Genomic DNA, 15,670 nt, shown 5'->3' on the forward strand with positions numbered 1-15,670 from the left:
CGGTTCGTCGGCGTGTCCCCGCTCTGAGCGGGCCGGTTCTCAACGCAGATCGCGTATCCGCGCGACCACCGTGTCCGCATCACCACTGCGCCGCTCATAGGTGACGGCGATGGTGAGCAGCACGGCCCCGATCACGGCGAGCGTGATCCACCACGGCATCGATTCTATTCCCCGGCCGATCTGCACCGAGAACACGAACACGTTCTCGATCGGGAGCACGATCATGCCGAGGATGAAGGGTGCCGCCAAGCGCCTGCCCGCTCCGACCATGATCGCGGCGAGCGCGAGGACCATGACGAGGATCGCGCGCCAGGTCAACGGGTCGGTGAAGGTGGCGACGATGGAGGCACTCATCATCGTGATGATCCCCGGCGCGAGAAGGCGCCAGGAGCCGTGGTGCCCGGATGGCCACGCGTGCAGATCGCCTCCGCTCTCCGTCGTGCGCAGCCTCAGGCGATGGATGCCGGCGAGCAGGAGGAACGCGCCGAGCGGCAGCGAGAACCACTCCACTCTCAGGTCCCTCGGGCTCCATGCGACGACGCCGGTCACGAACGCGATCGCGAACAGGAACCACACCGGCGGCAGGGCGGTGCGCTCCGCGCGCACGGCCGCGACGAGCATGACGGCGAGGACCCCGATCATCAATGCCCACATCAGCCAGATCGATCCCCAGTCCCGTTCGATCGCCCACCACGTGCCGCCGGCGAGCGCGAGCACCGCGGGGGCGAACAGCCAGCGGGAGTCGCGCAGCGGTGAGTCCGCGCGGGCGGCGGCGCGGATCCCCAGCCCCGCGCACACGAGGATGATCGCCGCCGCCGCGGATGCGGCGAGACACGCGGCGAAGAGCGCCGCGCCGTGCAGGAGGACCAGATCGGCACCGAGACCCATCCTCACGCCCTCGAGCGGTCCGGCGAGCGCGGCGACGCCGGCTGCGACGAGCGTCGGCCGGACGAGCGTCCGCATCCGCGCTGCGACGGCGCGTCGACCGATTCGCGCGAACCACGCGCCGACACCCAGCAGCACCGCTCCGGCCGCGAGCAGCGCGAGCGCTCGCCACGGCAGCTCCCCCGCGGTGCGCGCATCCGGCTCGACGAGCACGAGCAGCGCGAGGCTCGGCAGCACGGCGACCCCGAGTCCTGCGGCGTAGAGTCCGCGCACGTCGATCCCCCGTGCGCTGAGGACCGCGGCGATCACCACCGACGCGAGCGCCGGCGGAAGCAGATACGCCTCGAGAAGGTCGACGCCGCTCATGCCCCACAAGCACCACAGCGCACCGGTGAACGCGGCACCCGCCACCCACCATCCGTAGCGGCGTCGCGTGAACACGGCGCTCGCGGACGCACCGATGCCGAGGATCACGAGCACGAGGAACGTCGTGCCGAGGCCTGCGGCCTCCCTCGCGATCGCCAGAACGGTCGCGATGGCACCTGTCAGCAGTGCCGAGGCCTCGATCGCCACGCGGGCGGCGGACGCCGCATCCGCCGCCAGTCCGTTGCCGCGCAGGGCGTCCCTGATCAGCGTCGTGCTCGGAAGCACGAGCGCCACGATCGCAGCGATGACGGGGAGCGTGACCGGCGACGCGCTGACGGCCAGCACCTGGGCGCCCAGGCACACCACGACGACCGCGACGGTCGGAACCAGCATCCCGCTCGCCACCGTGCGCAGCACGATGTTGAGACCGGGTCGCCGCGTCAGCACCAGCGACAGGGCGAGCGCGAACATCAGGGCGGTCGACATCGCGGTCCAGCCGCTGCGCTCGAACACGACCTGGACGATTCCGGCCGCGAACGGCACCGACGTGATCACGAGGACGGCATACCAGTCGCGGGCGCCTACGCGGGGCAGGAACGTCACGACGATCGCGCCGACGAGACCGGCGGACGTCACCAGGCACAGCACGGCTATGCTGCCGAGGTCCGTCTGCGTGAGCGCCTGGGCGAGGCAGACGAGTCCGTAGGCGAAGCCGGCGCCGACGTGCAGGAAGCGGATGCCGTGCGGCAGCGTCCTGCTCGCGAGCGCCAGCACGCCCAGCACGCCCACCCCGGCGATCGGCGCCGTCTGCGGGTCGGTCCAGGAGACGAGGATGCCGACGGCCGCTGCGGCGTGGACGCCGATGAGAAGGACCACGCGGTGCGCCGACACGGCGCGATCGGCCGTGCCCTCCGTTCTGCGCAGCGCGATGGCCGCCACGGCCGCCGAGCCCAGCACGATGACCAGGCGCGCCGCGAGCGGAAGCAGATCGCTGCAGGCGAGGGTGAGCACCGTGAGCACGGCGCCGGCGATCGCGACGACGTCGGTGACGGAGGAGAACCCGCGCAACGACTGGTGGCCCTCCCCCGCATCGCTGTCCATTCGGGCGTCGCGATCGCGCGCGAGGCCGCCGAAGAGGGCGAGCCCGCAGGCGACGCCGGCCATCCCGATGAGCGCCGCCCAGTCCGAGGGTGCCGTGAGCAACGCCCAGCCCTCTCCACGCGCGACCGCGTCGAGCAGGTCGATGAGCGTTGTCGCGGAGTACAGCAACGGCATCAGCCCGATCAGCGCGACCACGACGACTCCGCCGGCCGCGAGCGTCGACCGCGCGACCGTCCGCAGCCCCGGCACGACCGCGACGAGCGCGAACGAGAAGGCGGCGGCGGTCGGTAGCGCCGCCGGCAACCACTCGCCGGCGGACTGCGCCACAGGAGCGGTGATCGCGAACACGAGCGCCACCGTCGCCGAACCGCCGGCGACGAAGCTCCACCACTGCCGCAGCAGCTGCCGCGCCGCCAGAACGGCGTGCATCGAGATGAGCGCGAACACCGCGCTGAGAAGGAGCATCGCCAGCACCGTGACGCCGAGGGACAGGGCGCCGAGCACTGCGAGCGGCACGGCGCTGACGACGGCGGCCACCTGGAGCACGACGAGCGAGCGGGTCGCGATCCGCGGCGATACCGCGATGAGGAAGGTGGCGAGGAAGGCGGATCCGAGGTGCCCGAGAGCCGCGACATGGCTCCCGCCGGCCGCATAGCCGAGCATCGCCGGCACGGTCGCGATGGCCAGCATGGCGGCCCACTGCCATGCGCGGATCCGGAAGAGACGGCCGGCGCCGAGCATCACCGCGCCGCCGACGGCCGTGGCGCCACCGGCGAGCAGCCATGTCACGGCCTCGGTGCCGCCGAGCTGCGCGAAGGCGTAGACGTCGAGGCCGACGAACACGAGCCCGAGTCCGCCGACGGCCTCTGCGGAGAACTGCAGTCCGCGGCGGGCGAGCAGCCATGCGCCGCCGAGGAAGACGAGAGTCACCAGCCCGACGATCACGCTGCGGACACCGCGATCGGAGAGCTCGGGATTGAGGAACGTGAAGATGAGCGCTGCGATCGCGAAGAGCCCCGCTCCGGCGACCGCGAGCACGGACTGGATCGTGGCGCTCGAGCGCGGCTGCGGCTGCGGTGCCACCGCGTGCATCCCTGGCGGGGCCGGAGGCGGAGCCGATGCGGCGATCGTCGTGGAGGCGATCCCTGTCGGCGTCGGGGCGATGGCCGGGACGCTCGGAGGCGTCGGCACGAGCGGTACGCGGCTCAGCACCGCCTCCCGTGCGCGCAGCGCGGTCGCAGCCGCGCTCGACGCCTCCCACAGCTCGATCCCGTAGGCGCCGCGAAGATCTGCCCCGCAGGTGCGGCAGCATCCGTCGACGAGACGGTCGGCGGCGCACACGGGGCAGGTGCGGGGATCGAGGAGATGTCTGGCGACGTCCTCCCCCCAGGTGATCGTCTCGGTCGCGGTGCTCATCGCTGCCCCGTTCCGTTCGTGGTGCCGGCATCCTCGCCGGGAACCCAGCGCAGGATGTCGCCCGGCTGGCATTCCAGCACCTGGCAGATGGCGTCGAGCGTCGTGAAGCGCACGGCCTTGGCGCGTCCGTTCTTGAGCACTGCGACGTTCGCCGGCGTGATGCCGATGGCATCCGCGAACTCCTGCACGCTCATCTTCTTGCGCGCGAGCTGCACATCGAGATCGATGACGATGGGCATCAGACGACCTCGGACATGTCCTGCTCGAGCTGGAGCGCCTTGTGCAGCAGCCCGCGCAGCACGACGACCAGCAGCGCGAGTGCTGCGCTGACGACGATGCCGAGCACCGCGAGCAGGGTGAGCGAGAGAGAGACCGCGCGGCTCGCGATGATCACGATGTACGAGGCGGCGATCAGCACCCCTGCTGCCGCGAGCGCCCAGAGGATGATGTCGACGTAGCGGAAGGCGGCGGCGCTGAAGATGCGCTCTGCGCGCACCAGGGACAGCAGCCGCCACACGCACAGGAGCGTCACCTGCACCAGCGCGAGGAAGAGGACCGCGCCGATGATGCCAGGGATCTCGAGCTGAGCGACATCAGGATTGCGGATCGCCGTGACGCGGGCGACCTCGGGTATCACGAGGGTCTGGCTCGCGAGCAGCAGGAGCAGCATCACGGCGATCAGGGTCTTCAGCACTGCGGTCACACGGGGTTGCATCACTCTGCCTATCGATAAGCGTCCGGTATCTATCGAAAAACGATAGTCGGCATACCGTTCGCCGATCAAGCCGGCCGCGCGTCTCACAGCGAACGCACGGCTCCCGTCGCTACGGGGTCTCGGGGTCGAAGGGCGAGTCGAGCGAAGAGGTCAGCTCTTCCAGCAGCGCCTCGATCTGCGGCTCGACGTGCTGGGAGATGGCGGCCTGCACGTTGAGACGGTGCCGCAGCAGGATGCCGCAGATCTCACGGCCGACCATGTTGGCGTACTCGTCGGCGAGGGCGACCTCCTGCCGGAGCGCGGCCTTGGCCTCCTCCGTCAGCGGCGGAAGCGGCGGCAGTTCGACGCTCTCCGCATCCGCGAGCCCGGCGATCGTGAAGAGGAACGGCGCACCGGGCACAGGGTCGGGGTCGAGCGGCAGCCCCTCGAACTCCGGCTCGAGGTCTTCGGACGGCCGATAACTGCGGGCCCGATTGCGCGCGGCCTGCTGATCGAGCTCCTTCTGCAGCATCGGAAGGTTGCGTGCGGTGTACTCGGCGACCGCATGATCCACGATCGTCTTGATACGAGTGGACAGGCCGTGCTGCACGCCGTGCGGGACGTTGGCGCCGATGCCGGCGGCCGAAAGGATGGGCGAGCCGAGACAGCGGCGGCATGGGGCCACACGGCCCCGATGAGTGGCGGGCTCCCAACGCGGCACCCAGCGCAGCCAGGCCTCGACGGCCTGGTCGACCTGCGTCTCTAGCGACCGCTCCACGATCTCCAGAATAGGGTCATCCGCACGGATATCGCGTGAGTGGATCAGTTCTCGCTGAGATCATCGCGCTCCCACGGCCATCGCGGACGCGCCGCGCGCGTGCGCCGCAACGCGACACCGGCCCAGCCGGCGATCGCCGCCGTCGCGAGGATCACGAGGCTCGCGCCACCCGTGATGAGCTCCCCCATGACCGCCATGGCGCTCACGAAATCGCCGGTCACCACCAGGGCGCCGATCCCCGCCGCGAGCAGGTGAGCGAATGCCGTCCCGATCGAGATGGCCCAGACGGAACGGAACTTCGGATGCGCGATCCGCACCGCGAGGTAGAGGATGCCGCCGAACACCAGCACGGCGATGATCATGCCGATGATCCCCGGCGCCTGCCCGGCAGCCGGCACATCGATGATCTCGGCATCCCGCACGACGCTGAGCGCCCCCAGACCGAAGACGGCGACGGCGAAGAACCCGATCGTCGTCATCGCCGTCGCCTGGATGGCCGAAACCCCCGCGGGCCGAGGGCCGCGGGGGTCAGGCGTGGTGGTGTCCGTGATTACCTCGGAAGCGTGGGTCCGGCCTCGAGGGTGCGCTCGTACTCGCGCTGAGCCTCGAGGTTCAGTTCGGTCTTGCGGGCGCCGCTGCGGGCGACCCAGGCACCGAACCAGATGGTGAGCTCGCGTCCGAACACGAAGGCCGCGATCGCGAGAGGGGCGAGCAGTTGGCTGCCGACGAGCTCATTGCCCTCGGAGGTGGAGATCAGCCAGAACGGCGCCTCGAAGAGCTGACCCAGAATGTGCCCGGCGTAGGCGAACAGGCCGACGATGATGCCGAAGACGACCCACAGGCCCCAACGGCCGCGGTTGATGACGGCACCGAGCAGCCAGAACCCGATGAAGAACACGACGACGGGAACCCAGAAGCCCCAGGTCGTGAGCGGGGCGAGTGCGGCTTCGCCGATGTTCTCCCCCGTGACGTCGCCTTCGAGGGCGCCGAGGCCCAGGGCGGTGCCGAGGTAGAGGATCGCGAACACGATCGTCGCGAGGAGCCCGATGCCGGCAGCGGCGCCACGGTTGCCGCGGTCGCGCGGAGGCTCCGGAGCCTGCACGAAGATCGGCTGCTGCTGCTGCTGCTGTGTGACCGGCGCGGCCACGATGGCCGGTTCCGACGGGACGACACGCGTCTCGGCATCGTCCGTCACGGGAGGCAGATAGGCCGTGTCGGCGATCGAATCCTCCCGTCGTGCATCCGTGTCAGCGGTCGACGCCCGGTCTGCGGCGAAGAGTCCGGTCGTGGCGGCGGTGCCCCTGTCACCGTCGTCCGCGTTCGCGCGATCGTCGACGCTCGTGTCCGAGCGCTCGTTGAGCTCGGGCGTCGCGAAGGTTCCGGGATGGGACTTCTCTGCCTCTTCGAATGCGGCGAGGTCGGGATCCACGACCGGCTGATCGGCGGAGGTCGACTCGGCCGGCTCGTTGACGGAATCACGATCGCCAGGGACCTCGGCGCCCGCCGCAGCGGCGTCAGCAAGTCCCGCGTTCGCGCTGTCGACGACGTCGTCGACGTCTTTCGGCCGCTCGGGCTGGGGAACCTCGGGGTCACTCATGGGGGCGCCTCTCGTCGGATATGTGCAGTGCGAGGCTATCGCCGTGCGGGGCGACGGCCCCGGAGGCGTGCCGACGTGTCGCGTGACCCGCGGTGAGGCGCGCCGTCACTCCCCTGCCGGTGCGACCGCGCGCAGCGTGTCTCCGACGTAGTCGACGAGCATCGGCCCCATCGGCAGCGCCAGCCAGAGGAGCGCAACGATGACGCCTGCGCAGAACACCCCGGCGATCCAGCTCATCACCGGATTGCGCCCGTCCACTCGTGCCATGGCTCCAACGTACGACCGGCGTGCGCGTCCCCTCAGATGACACGCGAGGAACCGCCGCCGTCGCGGCTGTCTCAGCGCCGACGAAGCCGCCAGAGGAGCCAGCCCCCGATGGCGGGGATCAGGATGAACACGAGCAGGATGCCGGAGTGCCAGAGGTCGAGGGCGGAGGGGATGAGCGGGTTGCGCTCCGGCTCGCCCGTCGCACTCGCAGATGCGATGAGAGATCCGATCCACGTGATGATGGCGATCAGGGCACCCGTTGCGAACGGCAGCAGGATCGCGAGGGCCTTCTCCCAACGACGCCAGAGGCTGCTCGTCGCGACCATCACCGCTCCGACGAACCATCCGACCACCGGCACGACGAACCCGCCGAAGGCGAGCACGAGCGCGGCTGCGATCGCGAAGCCGCGGGAGTCGGCCAGTGGCGCCTTCGCGCTCGGTCGCGCGGCCGGCTCGGACGGCGCGTGAGCGATCGGTGCGCCGACGGGCACCTCGGCTCGCGCCTCCCGTGCGATCGTGCGAGGGTCGCCGAGCTGTGCGATGCGTGCTGCCGTGGACTCGGCATCCAGCCCACCCAGCTCCTCCGCGATGCCGTCATGGATCTCGGTGGCGACTCCGTGCGGGAGATCGCTCATCGCCGCGTCCAGTCGGCCCAGGAACTCGCGGCGCAGGCGGTCGGCGTCGGTATCGGTATCGGTCATGGTCGTTCCTCCCCGACGAGGCCCGTGACGACACGGGCGAAAGGCATCCATTGCACGCGGAACCGGACGAGCTGAGCGGTGCCGGAATCCGTGAGCCGGTAGTACTTGCGCACCGGGCCGCTCTCGGACGGCAGGTCGAACGTGCTGACCCAGCCGTTGTCGCGCAGACGCCCCAGCAATGGGTACAGCGTGCCGATGCTGGCGATCAGACCGGCGTCGGACAGAGCCTCCGCGAGCTGCCACCCGTACATCGGCTCACGCGAGAGCAGCCCGAGGACGCAGTACTCGACCACGCCCTTGCGCATCTGCGCACCGACGTCCGCTGTCATGCATCACAAGGTAGCATGCCTGGCAAGCTAGTCGGCGGCTCAGCCCTTCGTCGCTCCCGCCGTGAGGCCCCCGACGATGTACTTCTGCAGGAAGAGGAACAGGATCATCACCGGGATCGCCGCCATCACGGCGCCGGCCGAGAACGCCGACCAGTCCGCGTAGCGCGGATTGGACACGAGCTTGGTGAGTCCGACGACGAGCGTCTGCTGTTCGGGATCGATCAGGATGACGCTCGCGACCACGTATTCGTTGACCGTGCCGATGAACGAAAGCAACCCGACCACTGCGAGGATCGGCGCGACGAGTCGCAGGATGATCGTGAAGAAGATGCGCGCGTGGCCGGCCCCGTCGATGCGGGCCGCCTCGTCGAGCTCCTTCGGGATGGTGTTGAAGAAGCCGTACATCAGGTACGTGTTCACGCCGAGCGCGCCACCGAGGTAGACGAGGATCAGACCCGTGTGCGTGTTGAGGCCGATCGCCGGGAACCAGTCCCCCAGCGTCGTCATCAGCAGGAAGATCGCCACCACCGCCAGCAGCTGTGGGAACATCTGCACGACGACGATCGTGACGAGCCCCACGCGGCGCCCCGCGAAGCGCATGCGCGAGAAGGCATATGCCGCGCACGCGCCGATGAACACGGTGGTGAAGCCGGTGACGAGCGCGATCACGAGAGTGTTCAGGAACCACAGTCCGTACGGGTTCTGCGGATCGGTGAGGATGCGGACATAGCTGTCGATGCCGACCGCGGAGAACAGCTGGTTGGAGCCGGTCAGCGTGCCGCGCGGGTTCAGCGAGGCCGAGAGCACGTACAGCAGCGGGAAGATCGCGAACAGGCTCGCGACGACCGCGACCAGGTGGCGCCAGCCGGTGTCGGCGAACCAGGCACCGAACGAGCGGCGCCGACGACGGGTGGTTGGAGCGGAAGCGACGGTCATCTCAGTTCAACTCCTCGAGGGCCTTGGTCTTTCGGAAACTGATGATGGAGATCGCCGCGACCACGATGAAGATCAGGATCGTGAACGCCGAGGCCAGACCGTAGTCGCGGGTCTGCCCTGTGAACGCGACCTTGTAGACCATCGAGATCAGGATGTCGGTGTGCCCGACGGGGATCGACACGTCCTCGAAACGAGGCCCGCCCTTGGTCAGCATGTAGATGAGGTTGAAGTTGTTGAAGTTGAAGGCGAACGACGAGATCAGCAGAGGTGTCGTGGTCACGAGGAGCAGCGGCAGCTTGATGCGCCGGAACACCTGCCACGGATTGGCGCCGTCCATGACCGCCGCCTCGTTCACGTCCTCGGGGATGCCCTGCAGCGCCCCCATGCAGACCAGGAACATGTAGGGGAACCCGAGCCACAGGTTCACGATCAGCACCGAGACCTTCGCCAGCACGGGATCAGTGAGCCACGGGATGGATGCCCCTCCGAACACGACCTGATTGAGGAAGCCGAAGCTCTCGTTCATCATTCCGGCCCAGACGAGCGCCGAGAGGAAGGCGGGGAACGCGTACGGGAGGATGAGCAGGATGCGGTAGCCGTTGCGGAAGCGCATCCGCGTGTTGTTGAACACGATCGCCAGCAGCAGACCGAGGAAGAAGGTCGTGGCGACCGAGATCAGGGCGAACGCGAACGTCCAGATCGTCACCGAGATGAGCGGTCCGCGGATCGATGCGTCGGTGACCGCGCGCACGAAGTTGTCGAAGCCGACCGTGATCTGCCAGCCGGGCAGCAACTGCTCTCCGTCATCGGCGGTGAAGGCCCCAGTGCCGTTGTCGTCGTAGACCGTGCCGGAGCGCACGTCGGTCATGGTGCCTGCGTCCTCGTCGTACTCGAGTGAAGAGACGTAGAGGAAGCCGCTCTGGCCGTCCGGCGTGCGGATCGCGCCGTCGTTGGGGTCGTCGCTGAAGTCGACCGAGAGCTGCTCGACCTCGCTCGACCGCGCGAGCACCTGAGCGAAGGTCAGCGACTCCCAGCCGTCCGCAGCGACAGCCCTGTCGCCCTCCATCGTGGCGCCGTCGACCTCCTGCAGAGGCTGCTCGTTCGTACCGACGGAGACGTCACCGTCTTCGGGGTCGGTGACGAGGAGCCCGAGGGTGCCGAACTGCTCGACCACGGTGACCGGGTAGGTCGGCGAGTCCTCGACGCGCTCCTGGGCGGATGCCATGAGAGCTGCGACCGCCTGGTCCTTGCTGCCGTTGTGACCGGTGCCGTAGTTGGTGAAGCCGATGTAGCCGGTGTACAGCAGCGTGAACACCTGGAAGAGGATCAGGAAGATGATCCCCGGCGTGAGGTACTTCGCTGCGACGCGCCTGCGCGAGAAGTAGATGTAGTTGACCAGGACCGCGACCACGACCACGAGGGCGAGGACGAGCCACTCCTGGTGGGTGAACAGCACGAAGGCCGCATACAGTGCGACGGCGTCGACCACTGCGAGCAGCAGGATCTTCAGCAGCATCCATCCGATCCGGCCGGATGCGGCCTCCGCGATGTCCGCCGCCTGGCGCTGCCGTCTCGTCGGCGGCTTCTGAGGCTCTGTGGTCGTGTTCGTGTCCGTCATCTCTCGCCCGTCGTCGTTCTGCCGGGGTGGGGCCGACCCCACCCCGGCAGAAGGAACAGTGTTACTTGATCGCTGCCGTCACGTCTTCGACGAGCTTCTGCCATGTCGCTGCGGGATCCGCACCGTTGATGACAGCCGCCTCTGCGACGCCCCAGAACTCCCAGACGGAGCCCATCGCCGGGATGGCCGGCATCGGCACAGCGTCTGCACCGACGGTCTTGAACCCGGCGATGATCGGGTCGGACGCCGCCGTGTCCGCCGCGGCGGTGAGAGCGGGAAGGATGTTGCCCGACTCGAACAGTGCGAGCTGCACCTCTTCGGTGCCGAGGTAGTTCACCAGGAAGTCGTTCGCGGCGACCTTGTTCTCGGACTCGCTGCTGACGAAGAAGCCCTTGACCCCGGCGAACGGCGAGGCCGCTTCGCCCGTGGGGCTCGGGATCGGGTCGATCGCGACGTTGACGCCCGCGTCGACGGCTGCGCCGACGTTCCACGGGCCGGTCAGCCAGAATGCGGCCTGACCGTCGATGAACTGCTGCTTGGCGATCTCACCGTCGACGTCGGTGTTCAGCGTGCCGGCGGCGCCCTGCGCTCCGAGCCAGGTCGAGAACGCGGCTCCGCCTTCGCTGCCGAGCTGCAGATCGGTTGCGTCGTAGGATCCGCTGTCGTCCGTGCCGAACACGGGTGCACCGAACGCGGTCTGGAACGGGTAGAGGTGGTACGGATTGCCCTCGACGCCCTGCTCCACCACGAACGGCTGGGCGAGGCCGGCGGCCTTCCCCTTGGCGATCATGTCATCGAAGCCGGTGGGGGCATCCGGGACCAGATCGGCGTTGCGCAGCACGGCGATGTTCTCGACGGCGTACGGAAGCATGTAGACGGTGCCGTCATAGGTCGCCGCCTGCAGAGCGACGGGCAGGTAGTCCTCGGCGCTGTCGCCGAGTTCGAGCGGCGCGACGACACCGTTGGTGGAGAGCTCGCCCAGCCAGTCGTGCGCGCCCATGGTGATGTCGGGGCCCTTGCCGGTCGGGACCTGCTGGATGAAGTCGTCCTTGATCGTGTCGACGTCCTTCGCGACGACCTCGACCTCGACTCCGGTCTTGTCCTGGTAGGCGTCAGCCGCTCCCTTGAGAGCGTCGACGCGCTCGGCGTCGACCCAGACGACGAGCGAACCCGCGTCGCCTTCGGCGTCTGCGGAGTCGTCGGTGGCGCCGGTGGCGCAACCTGCCAGCGTCAGCGTCGAAACGACGGCGATCGCGCCGAATGCGGCGATGCCCCTCATGTTCACCTTCATTGGTGTGTGCCTCTCTCAGTGCGTGACCGACCGGCACTGCCGATGGATGCATCGGTGCAGGCCGCTCGCGCCTGCAATACTGCAAGCGCTTACAGTATGCAACGAACTCGACCGCACACGCAATGCCTGACAGCCTCGATACCAAGCTGTAATAGTGCAACCACTCGGCGCTGCGGACGTGGAAGCGCTTCCAGATCTGTCATACCAAGGGTGGGTCGATAGACTGAGCGCATGGCAGACTCATCCTTCGACATCGTCAGCAAGGTCGACCACCAAGAGGCGGAGAACGCCCTCAACCAGGCGCGCAAGGAGATCGAGCAGCGCTACGACTTCAAGGGCACCGGCTCATCGGTCGAGTGGAGCGGCGAGTCCATCCTGATCAAGGCGAACACCGAGGAGCGGGCGAAGGCCGTGCTCGACGTGTTCCAGTCCAAGCTCATCAAGCGGGGCATCTCGCTGAAGAGCCTCGAGTCGGGCGCCCCGTTCGCGAGCGGCAAGGAGTACCGCATCGTCTCCACGCTCAAGGACGGGATCTCCTCGGAGAACGCGAAGAAGATCAGCAAGATCATCCGCGACGAAGGCCCGAAGAGCGTGAAGAGCCAGATCCAGGGCGACGAGCTGCGCGTGCAGTCCAAGAGCCGCGACGATCTGCAGGCAGTGATCGCACTGCTCAAGGGGTCCGACCTCGACGTCGACCTGCAGTTCATCAACTTCCGCTAGAGCGCGCCCCATCCGGTGACCCATCGTTCCAGCCGGGCATAGGCATCGTCTCGCGCCGCTTTCCGCGACAGGAACACGTCGTGAAGGGCGCCGTCGACGCGTTCGATCGTCACCGACGAACCGAGCTTGAGCGCACGCCGCGCGATGTCGTCGACGACGAGCACCGTGTCTGCCGTGGTGAGCTCTTCCGACCAGCGGCTCGGCACTGCTGAACGGGCCGAGAGCAGCACGCACACCGGAGAGGTTATCGAGAGCCCCTCGGCGACCGCTCGGTGACCGCGGAGGATCGCGTGCAGCCATCCGGCGTGCACCGGCATCGACGGCACCGGTCGCCACGAAGGATTCGTCTCGACGACATCATCAGGGTCGGCGGCCTCCGCCTGCGCCCTCGCGTAGAAGCCGAGGTCGATCTGCGGTGCGACATCGAGCGGCCGCAGCCGCGCCTGCAGTTCGACGACCGGGGCGATCGCGGCGCGCAACGGTGCGAGCTGGAACTCGAGCCAGGGCGAGTTCAGGATGACGGCATCCGCGACGCCCTGATGCCGGGACGCCCACAGGCTCAGCACGAGTCCTCCGGTCGAATGCCCCATGAGCACGAGGCGACGAGGGCCGGTCGATTCCGCGGTGTCGTCCGCGATCGCATCGAGCGCGGCACCGATGTCCTCGTCATACGTCGTGAGATCGGCGATGTAACCCGGCGTCTGACCCTCGCGAAGGCTACGACCGTACTTGCGCAGGTCGAGAGCGTGGAAGCGCGCACCGCGCGAGGTCCAGAAACGTGCCAGCCGCTTCTGGAAGAAGTAGTCCGACCACCCGTGGACGTACAGCACGTCCACGCCGTCGAGCAGCGGCGCGACCGCGTCGGTCTCCGGCCGCCCGCTCATGCGGCGGATGAATCGCTCCCAGCCGCTCGGTCGTCGCGGGTCGATCGCCTCCGGCAGTGCCCGCACGAGCGTCGCGACGACAGGACCCTCGTCGTCTTCGCCGAGCGGGAGGGTGCGCTGCGTGAACTCGTCGCCCAGTACGTCCGGCACCCATTCGGTCATGCAAGCCACCCTACTCAGTGCGCTCTCGCCACCTCGCGCCGTACGCCCCGTCCCCTAGGCTGAGCGCAACATCGCGCGCCCAGGGCAGATGCCGCAGAAGGCGCACCACCTCGGAGGGTCATATGTCACGTCTGCATCGTTCATCCGTGCTGCGCACCGCAGCGGCCATGTTCGCACTCGTCACCGCCGTGGCAGTCAGCGGATGCGCCTCGGCCACCCCCGACGGAGAGACGCTCCCACCGGTCATCGTCGACATCAACGAGATCGACGGCACGACGGTCGAAGTCGCCGAAGGAAATGCGATCGATCTGACCGGCGACGACGAGACCTACCTGGATTGGACCGCCGAGATCGACGACCCGGAGGTCGTCGCCTTCGTCCCTGGCAAGGACGACGGCAGCGCGCAGTTCAACCCCGGGCTGGACGCCGTCGGAGTCGGTGATTCCGAAGTCACCCTCGAGAACTCGACCAGCGGCGACACCGTCACCTTCACGGTCGAGGTCACCGCACCGGCGGAGTAGCGCTCACTCGCCGCGCGAGATCCGCACCATCTCATCGCGGGGGACGACTTTCACACGCGCGCGTTCATGCGGCGCACCGAGGGCGACCTCGTGCTGGTCGAGCCGGTGCCAGCCTTCGAGATCCGTCCACTTGACTCCGCGCGATTCGAGCAGCGCGGGGATGGCCGCCTCGGACGGGTCCTCCGGCTGCCACCACGACCCCTGATCGTTGACCAGGTGCTGGACGGTCTCCATGGCGTCGGATTTGGTGTGACCGATGAGCCCGACGGGTCCGCGCTTGATCCACCCGGTGGCGTACACGCCCGGCACGCGCTGGTTGGAGTCCTTGGCGAGCACCTGGCCCTCGTGGTTGGGGATGACGCCGTGCTTCTTGTCGAACGGCACCTCGCTGAGAGGCGAACCGAAGTAGCCCACCGCACGGTACATCTGTCCGATCGCGATCTCGCGCATCTCCCCCGTGCCGCGAAGCCCGCCTGAGCCGTCCGGCTCGGTGCGCTCGTAGACGATCGCTGCGACCTTGCCGTCGGCATCCGTCCTGATCTCGACGGGCTTGGCCCAGAAGTGCAGATGCAGGCGACGGCTCGCCTCTCCGCCGGCGTTGTTCACCGAAGGACGCGTGCGCCACTGCTGCAGCACCCGGTCGATGACCTTGACCTGCTTGTTGCTCGCGATCGCGGCGAGCGACGCGTCGTCGTAGTCGAAGTCCTCGTCGTAGACGACCATGTCGACGTCGCGCAGCTCTCCGAGTTCACGCAGTTCGAGCGGCGTGAACTTCACCTGCGCGGGGCCGCGGCGGCCGAACACGTGCACATCGGTGACCTTCGACGCAACGAGACCGGCGTGCACGTTGTCGGGGATCTCGGTCGGCAGCAGGTCCTCCGCGTGCTTGGCGAGGATGCGGGCCACGTCGAGCGCGACGTTGCCGTTGCCGAGAACGGCGACGGACTCCGCATCCAGCGTCCACTCGCGCGGCACGTCGGGGTGTCCGTCGAACCAGCTGACGAAGTCGGCGGCTCCGTACGATCCCTCTGCGTCGATTCCGGGGATGTCCAGCTTCGTGTCGCGGATGGCGCCGGTCGCGAAGATCACGGCGTTGTAGTGCTTCTTGAGGTCGGCGAGAGCGATGTCCTCGCCGAAGCGCACGTTGCCGAAGATGCGGATGTCGCCACGATCGAGCACGTCGCGGAGCGCGTTGATGACGCCCTTGATGCGCGGGTGATCGGGCGCGACGCCGTAGCGGACGAGGCCGTAGGGCGCGGGGAGCTGCTCGAACAGGTCGATCGACACCTCGAACGACCGCTCGGTCTTCAGCAGGATGTCGGCGGCGTAGATGCCGGCGGGGCCCGCCCCGACGATGGCCAGGCGGAGCTTGGTCATGAGTGTCCTTTCGGATGCTGCGGCGAT

General features: G+C 68.4%; 16 protein-coding genes. 2 read left to right on the plus strand and 14 right to left on the minus strand.

All coding sequences use genetic code 11. The features are described 5' to 3' along the window. Nucleotides 1-39: 39 nt before the first annotated feature. From ACYVG2_RS09935 to ACYVG2_RS09990, 12 genes are all read right to left on the minus strand, one after another. A complete protein-coding gene (locus ACYVG2_RS09935; protein WP_460780818.1) occupies nucleotides 40-3,768 on the minus strand; it encodes an SCO7613 C-terminal domain-containing membrane protein in 3,729 nt (1,242 codons plus the stop codon). Then, nucleotides 3,765-4,007: a helix-turn-helix domain-containing protein gene (locus tag ACYVG2_RS09940; RefSeq protein WP_448964568.1), complete on the minus strand. Its 243-nt coding sequence runs from the start codon at nucleotides 4,005-4,007 to the stop codon at nucleotides 3,765-3,767. The genes ACYVG2_RS09935 and ACYVG2_RS09940 overlap by 4 nt, the downstream gene beginning before the upstream one ends. Then, complete coding sequence (locus tag ACYVG2_RS09945; RefSeq protein ID WP_460780819.1) at nucleotides 4,007-4,483, minus strand: DUF2975 domain-containing protein; 477 nt, start codon at nucleotides 4,481-4,483, stop codon at nucleotides 4,007-4,009. The genes ACYVG2_RS09940 and ACYVG2_RS09945 overlap by 1 nt, the downstream gene beginning before the upstream one ends. Nucleotides 4,484-4,592: 109 nt before the next feature. Next, complete coding sequence (locus ACYVG2_RS09950) at nucleotides 4,593-5,240, minus strand: spermidine/putrescine ABC transporter substrate-binding protein (RefSeq protein WP_448964570.1); 648 nt, start codon at nucleotides 5,238-5,240, stop codon at nucleotides 4,593-4,595. Nucleotides 5,241-5,284: 44 nt separating this feature from the next. Further along, nucleotides 5,285-5,719: a hypothetical protein gene (locus ACYVG2_RS09955; protein WP_460780820.1), complete on the minus strand. Its 435-nt coding sequence runs from the start codon at nucleotides 5,717-5,719 to the stop codon at nucleotides 5,285-5,287. A 71-nt stretch (nucleotides 5,720-5,790) separates the two neighbouring features. Continuing rightward, nucleotides 5,791-6,837, minus strand: a complete 1,047-nt coding sequence (locus ACYVG2_RS09960) for an ABC transporter (protein ID WP_460780821.1) — start codon at nucleotides 6,835-6,837, stop codon at nucleotides 5,791-5,793. A 105-nt stretch (nucleotides 6,838-6,942) separates the two neighbouring features. After that, nucleotides 6,943-7,104: a hypothetical protein gene (locus tag ACYVG2_RS09965; protein WP_448964573.1), complete on the minus strand. Its 162-nt coding sequence runs from the start codon at nucleotides 7,102-7,104 to the stop codon at nucleotides 6,943-6,945. A gap of 71 nt (nucleotides 7,105-7,175) precedes the next feature. Continuing rightward, complete coding sequence (locus ACYVG2_RS09970; RefSeq protein ID WP_460780822.1) at nucleotides 7,176-7,805, minus strand: DUF1700 domain-containing protein; 630 nt, start codon at nucleotides 7,803-7,805, stop codon at nucleotides 7,176-7,178. Then, nucleotides 7,802-8,134 carry a PadR family transcriptional regulator gene (locus tag ACYVG2_RS09975; RefSeq protein ID WP_448964575.1) on the minus strand — a complete coding sequence of 111 codons (333 nt, stop codon included), beginning with the start codon at nucleotides 8,132-8,134 and terminating at the stop codon, nucleotides 7,802-7,804. The genes ACYVG2_RS09970 and ACYVG2_RS09975 overlap by 4 nt, the downstream gene beginning before the upstream one ends. 39 nt (nucleotides 8,135-8,173) lie before the next feature. Further along, nucleotides 8,174-9,070, minus strand: a complete 897-nt coding sequence (locus ACYVG2_RS09980) for a sugar ABC transporter permease (protein WP_460780823.1) — start codon at nucleotides 9,068-9,070, stop codon at nucleotides 8,174-8,176. A 1-nt stretch (nucleotide 9,071) separates the two neighbouring features. After that, nucleotides 9,072-10,688 carry a maltose ABC transporter permease MalF gene (malF, locus tag ACYVG2_RS09985; RefSeq protein WP_460780824.1) on the minus strand — a complete coding sequence of 539 codons (1,617 nt, stop codon included), beginning with the start codon at nucleotides 10,686-10,688 and terminating at the stop codon, nucleotides 9,072-9,074. A gap of 61 nt (nucleotides 10,689-10,749) precedes the next feature. Continuing rightward, nucleotides 10,750-11,979 (minus strand): sugar ABC transporter substrate-binding protein, encoded by a 1,230-nt coding sequence (locus ACYVG2_RS09990; protein WP_460780825.1) that lies wholly within the window; start codon nucleotides 11,977-11,979, stop codon nucleotides 10,750-10,752. A gap of 231 nt (nucleotides 11,980-12,210) precedes the next feature. On the opposite strand from ACYVG2_RS09990, the gene ACYVG2_RS09995 reads away from it, so the two are divergent. Further along, entirely contained in the window at nucleotides 12,211-12,699 is a 489-nt protein-coding gene (locus ACYVG2_RS09995) for a YajQ family cyclic di-GMP-binding protein (protein ID WP_460780826.1), read from the plus strand. Here ACYVG2_RS09995 and ACYVG2_RS10000 read toward each other — a convergent pair. After that, on the minus strand, nucleotides 12,696-13,745 hold the full coding sequence (locus ACYVG2_RS10000) for an alpha/beta hydrolase (protein ID WP_460780827.1): 1,050 nt from the start codon (nucleotides 13,743-13,745) through the stop codon (nucleotides 12,696-12,698). The two genes, ACYVG2_RS09995 and ACYVG2_RS10000, sit on opposite strands and share 4 nt — an antisense overlap. A gap of 122 nt (nucleotides 13,746-13,867) precedes the next feature. Here ACYVG2_RS10000 and ACYVG2_RS10005 point away from each other — a divergent pair, with 122 nt between their 5' ends. Continuing rightward, on the plus strand, nucleotides 13,868-14,266 hold the full coding sequence (locus tag ACYVG2_RS10005) for a hypothetical protein (protein WP_448964581.1): 399 nt from the start codon (nucleotides 13,868-13,870) through the stop codon (nucleotides 14,264-14,266). Between the two features lie 3 nt (nucleotides 14,267-14,269). Here ACYVG2_RS10005 and ACYVG2_RS10010 read toward each other — a convergent pair whose 3' ends face one another. Beyond that, the gene (locus ACYVG2_RS10010; protein ID WP_460780828.1) at nucleotides 14,270-15,643 is read right to left on the minus strand and encodes an FAD-dependent oxidoreductase; all 1,374 of its coding nucleotides are present in this window, start codon (nucleotides 15,641-15,643) and stop codon (nucleotides 14,270-14,272) included. Nucleotides 15,644-15,670: the final 27 nt, after the last annotated feature.

This window comes from Microbacterium shaanxiense, assembly GCF_054779995.1.

What these genes read in the sequence shown, in the direction of transcription:
- ACYVG2_RS09965 (WP_448964573.1), bottom strand. Translation starts at nt 7,104, where the DNA reads ATGGCACGAGTGGACGGGCGCAATCCGGTGATGAGCTGGATCGCCGGG.
- ACYVG2_RS10010 (WP_460780828.1), bottom strand. Translation starts at nt 15,643, where the DNA reads ATGACCAAGCTCCGCCTGGCCATCGTCGGGGCGGGCCCCGCCGGCATC.
- malF (WP_460780824.1), bottom strand. Translation starts at nt 10,688, where the DNA reads ATGACGGACACGAACACGACCACAGAGCCTCAGAAGCCGCCGACGAGA.
- ACYVG2_RS09995 (WP_460780826.1), top strand. Translation starts at nt 12,211, where the DNA reads ATGGCAGACTCATCCTTCGACATCGTCAGCAAGGTCGACCACCAAGAG.
- ACYVG2_RS09960 (WP_460780821.1), bottom strand. Translation starts at nt 6,837, where the DNA reads ATGAGTGACCCCGAGGTTCCCCAGCCCGAGCGGCCGAAAGACGTCGAC.
- ACYVG2_RS10000 (WP_460780827.1), bottom strand. Translation starts at nt 13,745, where the DNA reads ATGACCGAATGGGTGCCGGACGTACTGGGCGACGAGTTCACGCAGCGC.
- ACYVG2_RS09955 (WP_460780820.1), bottom strand. Translation starts at nt 5,719, where the DNA reads ATGACGACGATCGGGTTCTTCGCCGTCGCCGTCTTCGGTCTGGGGGCG.
- ACYVG2_RS09990 (WP_460780825.1), bottom strand. Translation starts at nt 11,979, where the DNA reads ATGAAGGTGAACATGAGGGGCATCGCCGCATTCGGCGCGATCGCCGTC.
- ACYVG2_RS09940 (WP_448964568.1), bottom strand. Translation starts at nt 4,007, where the DNA reads ATGCCCATCGTCATCGATCTCGATGTGCAGCTCGCGCGCAAGAAGATG.
- ACYVG2_RS09945 (WP_460780819.1), bottom strand. Translation starts at nt 4,483, where the DNA reads ATGCAACCCCGTGTGACCGCAGTGCTGAAGACCCTGATCGCCGTGATG.
- ACYVG2_RS09935 (WP_460780818.1), bottom strand. Translation starts at nt 3,768, where the DNA reads ATGAGCACCGCGACCGAGACGATCACCTGGGGGGAGGACGTCGCCAGA.
- ACYVG2_RS10005 (WP_448964581.1), top strand. Translation starts at nt 13,868, where the DNA reads ATGTCACGTCTGCATCGTTCATCCGTGCTGCGCACCGCAGCGGCCATG.
- ACYVG2_RS09980 (WP_460780823.1), bottom strand. Translation starts at nt 9,070, where the DNA reads ATGACCGTCGCTTCCGCTCCAACCACCCGTCGTCGGCGCCGCTCGTTC.
- ACYVG2_RS09975 (WP_448964575.1), bottom strand. Translation starts at nt 8,134, where the DNA reads ATGACAGCGGACGTCGGTGCGCAGATGCGCAAGGGCGTGGTCGAGTAC.
- ACYVG2_RS09970 (WP_460780822.1), bottom strand. Translation starts at nt 7,805, where the DNA reads ATGACCGATACCGATACCGACGCCGACCGCCTGCGCCGCGAGTTCCTG.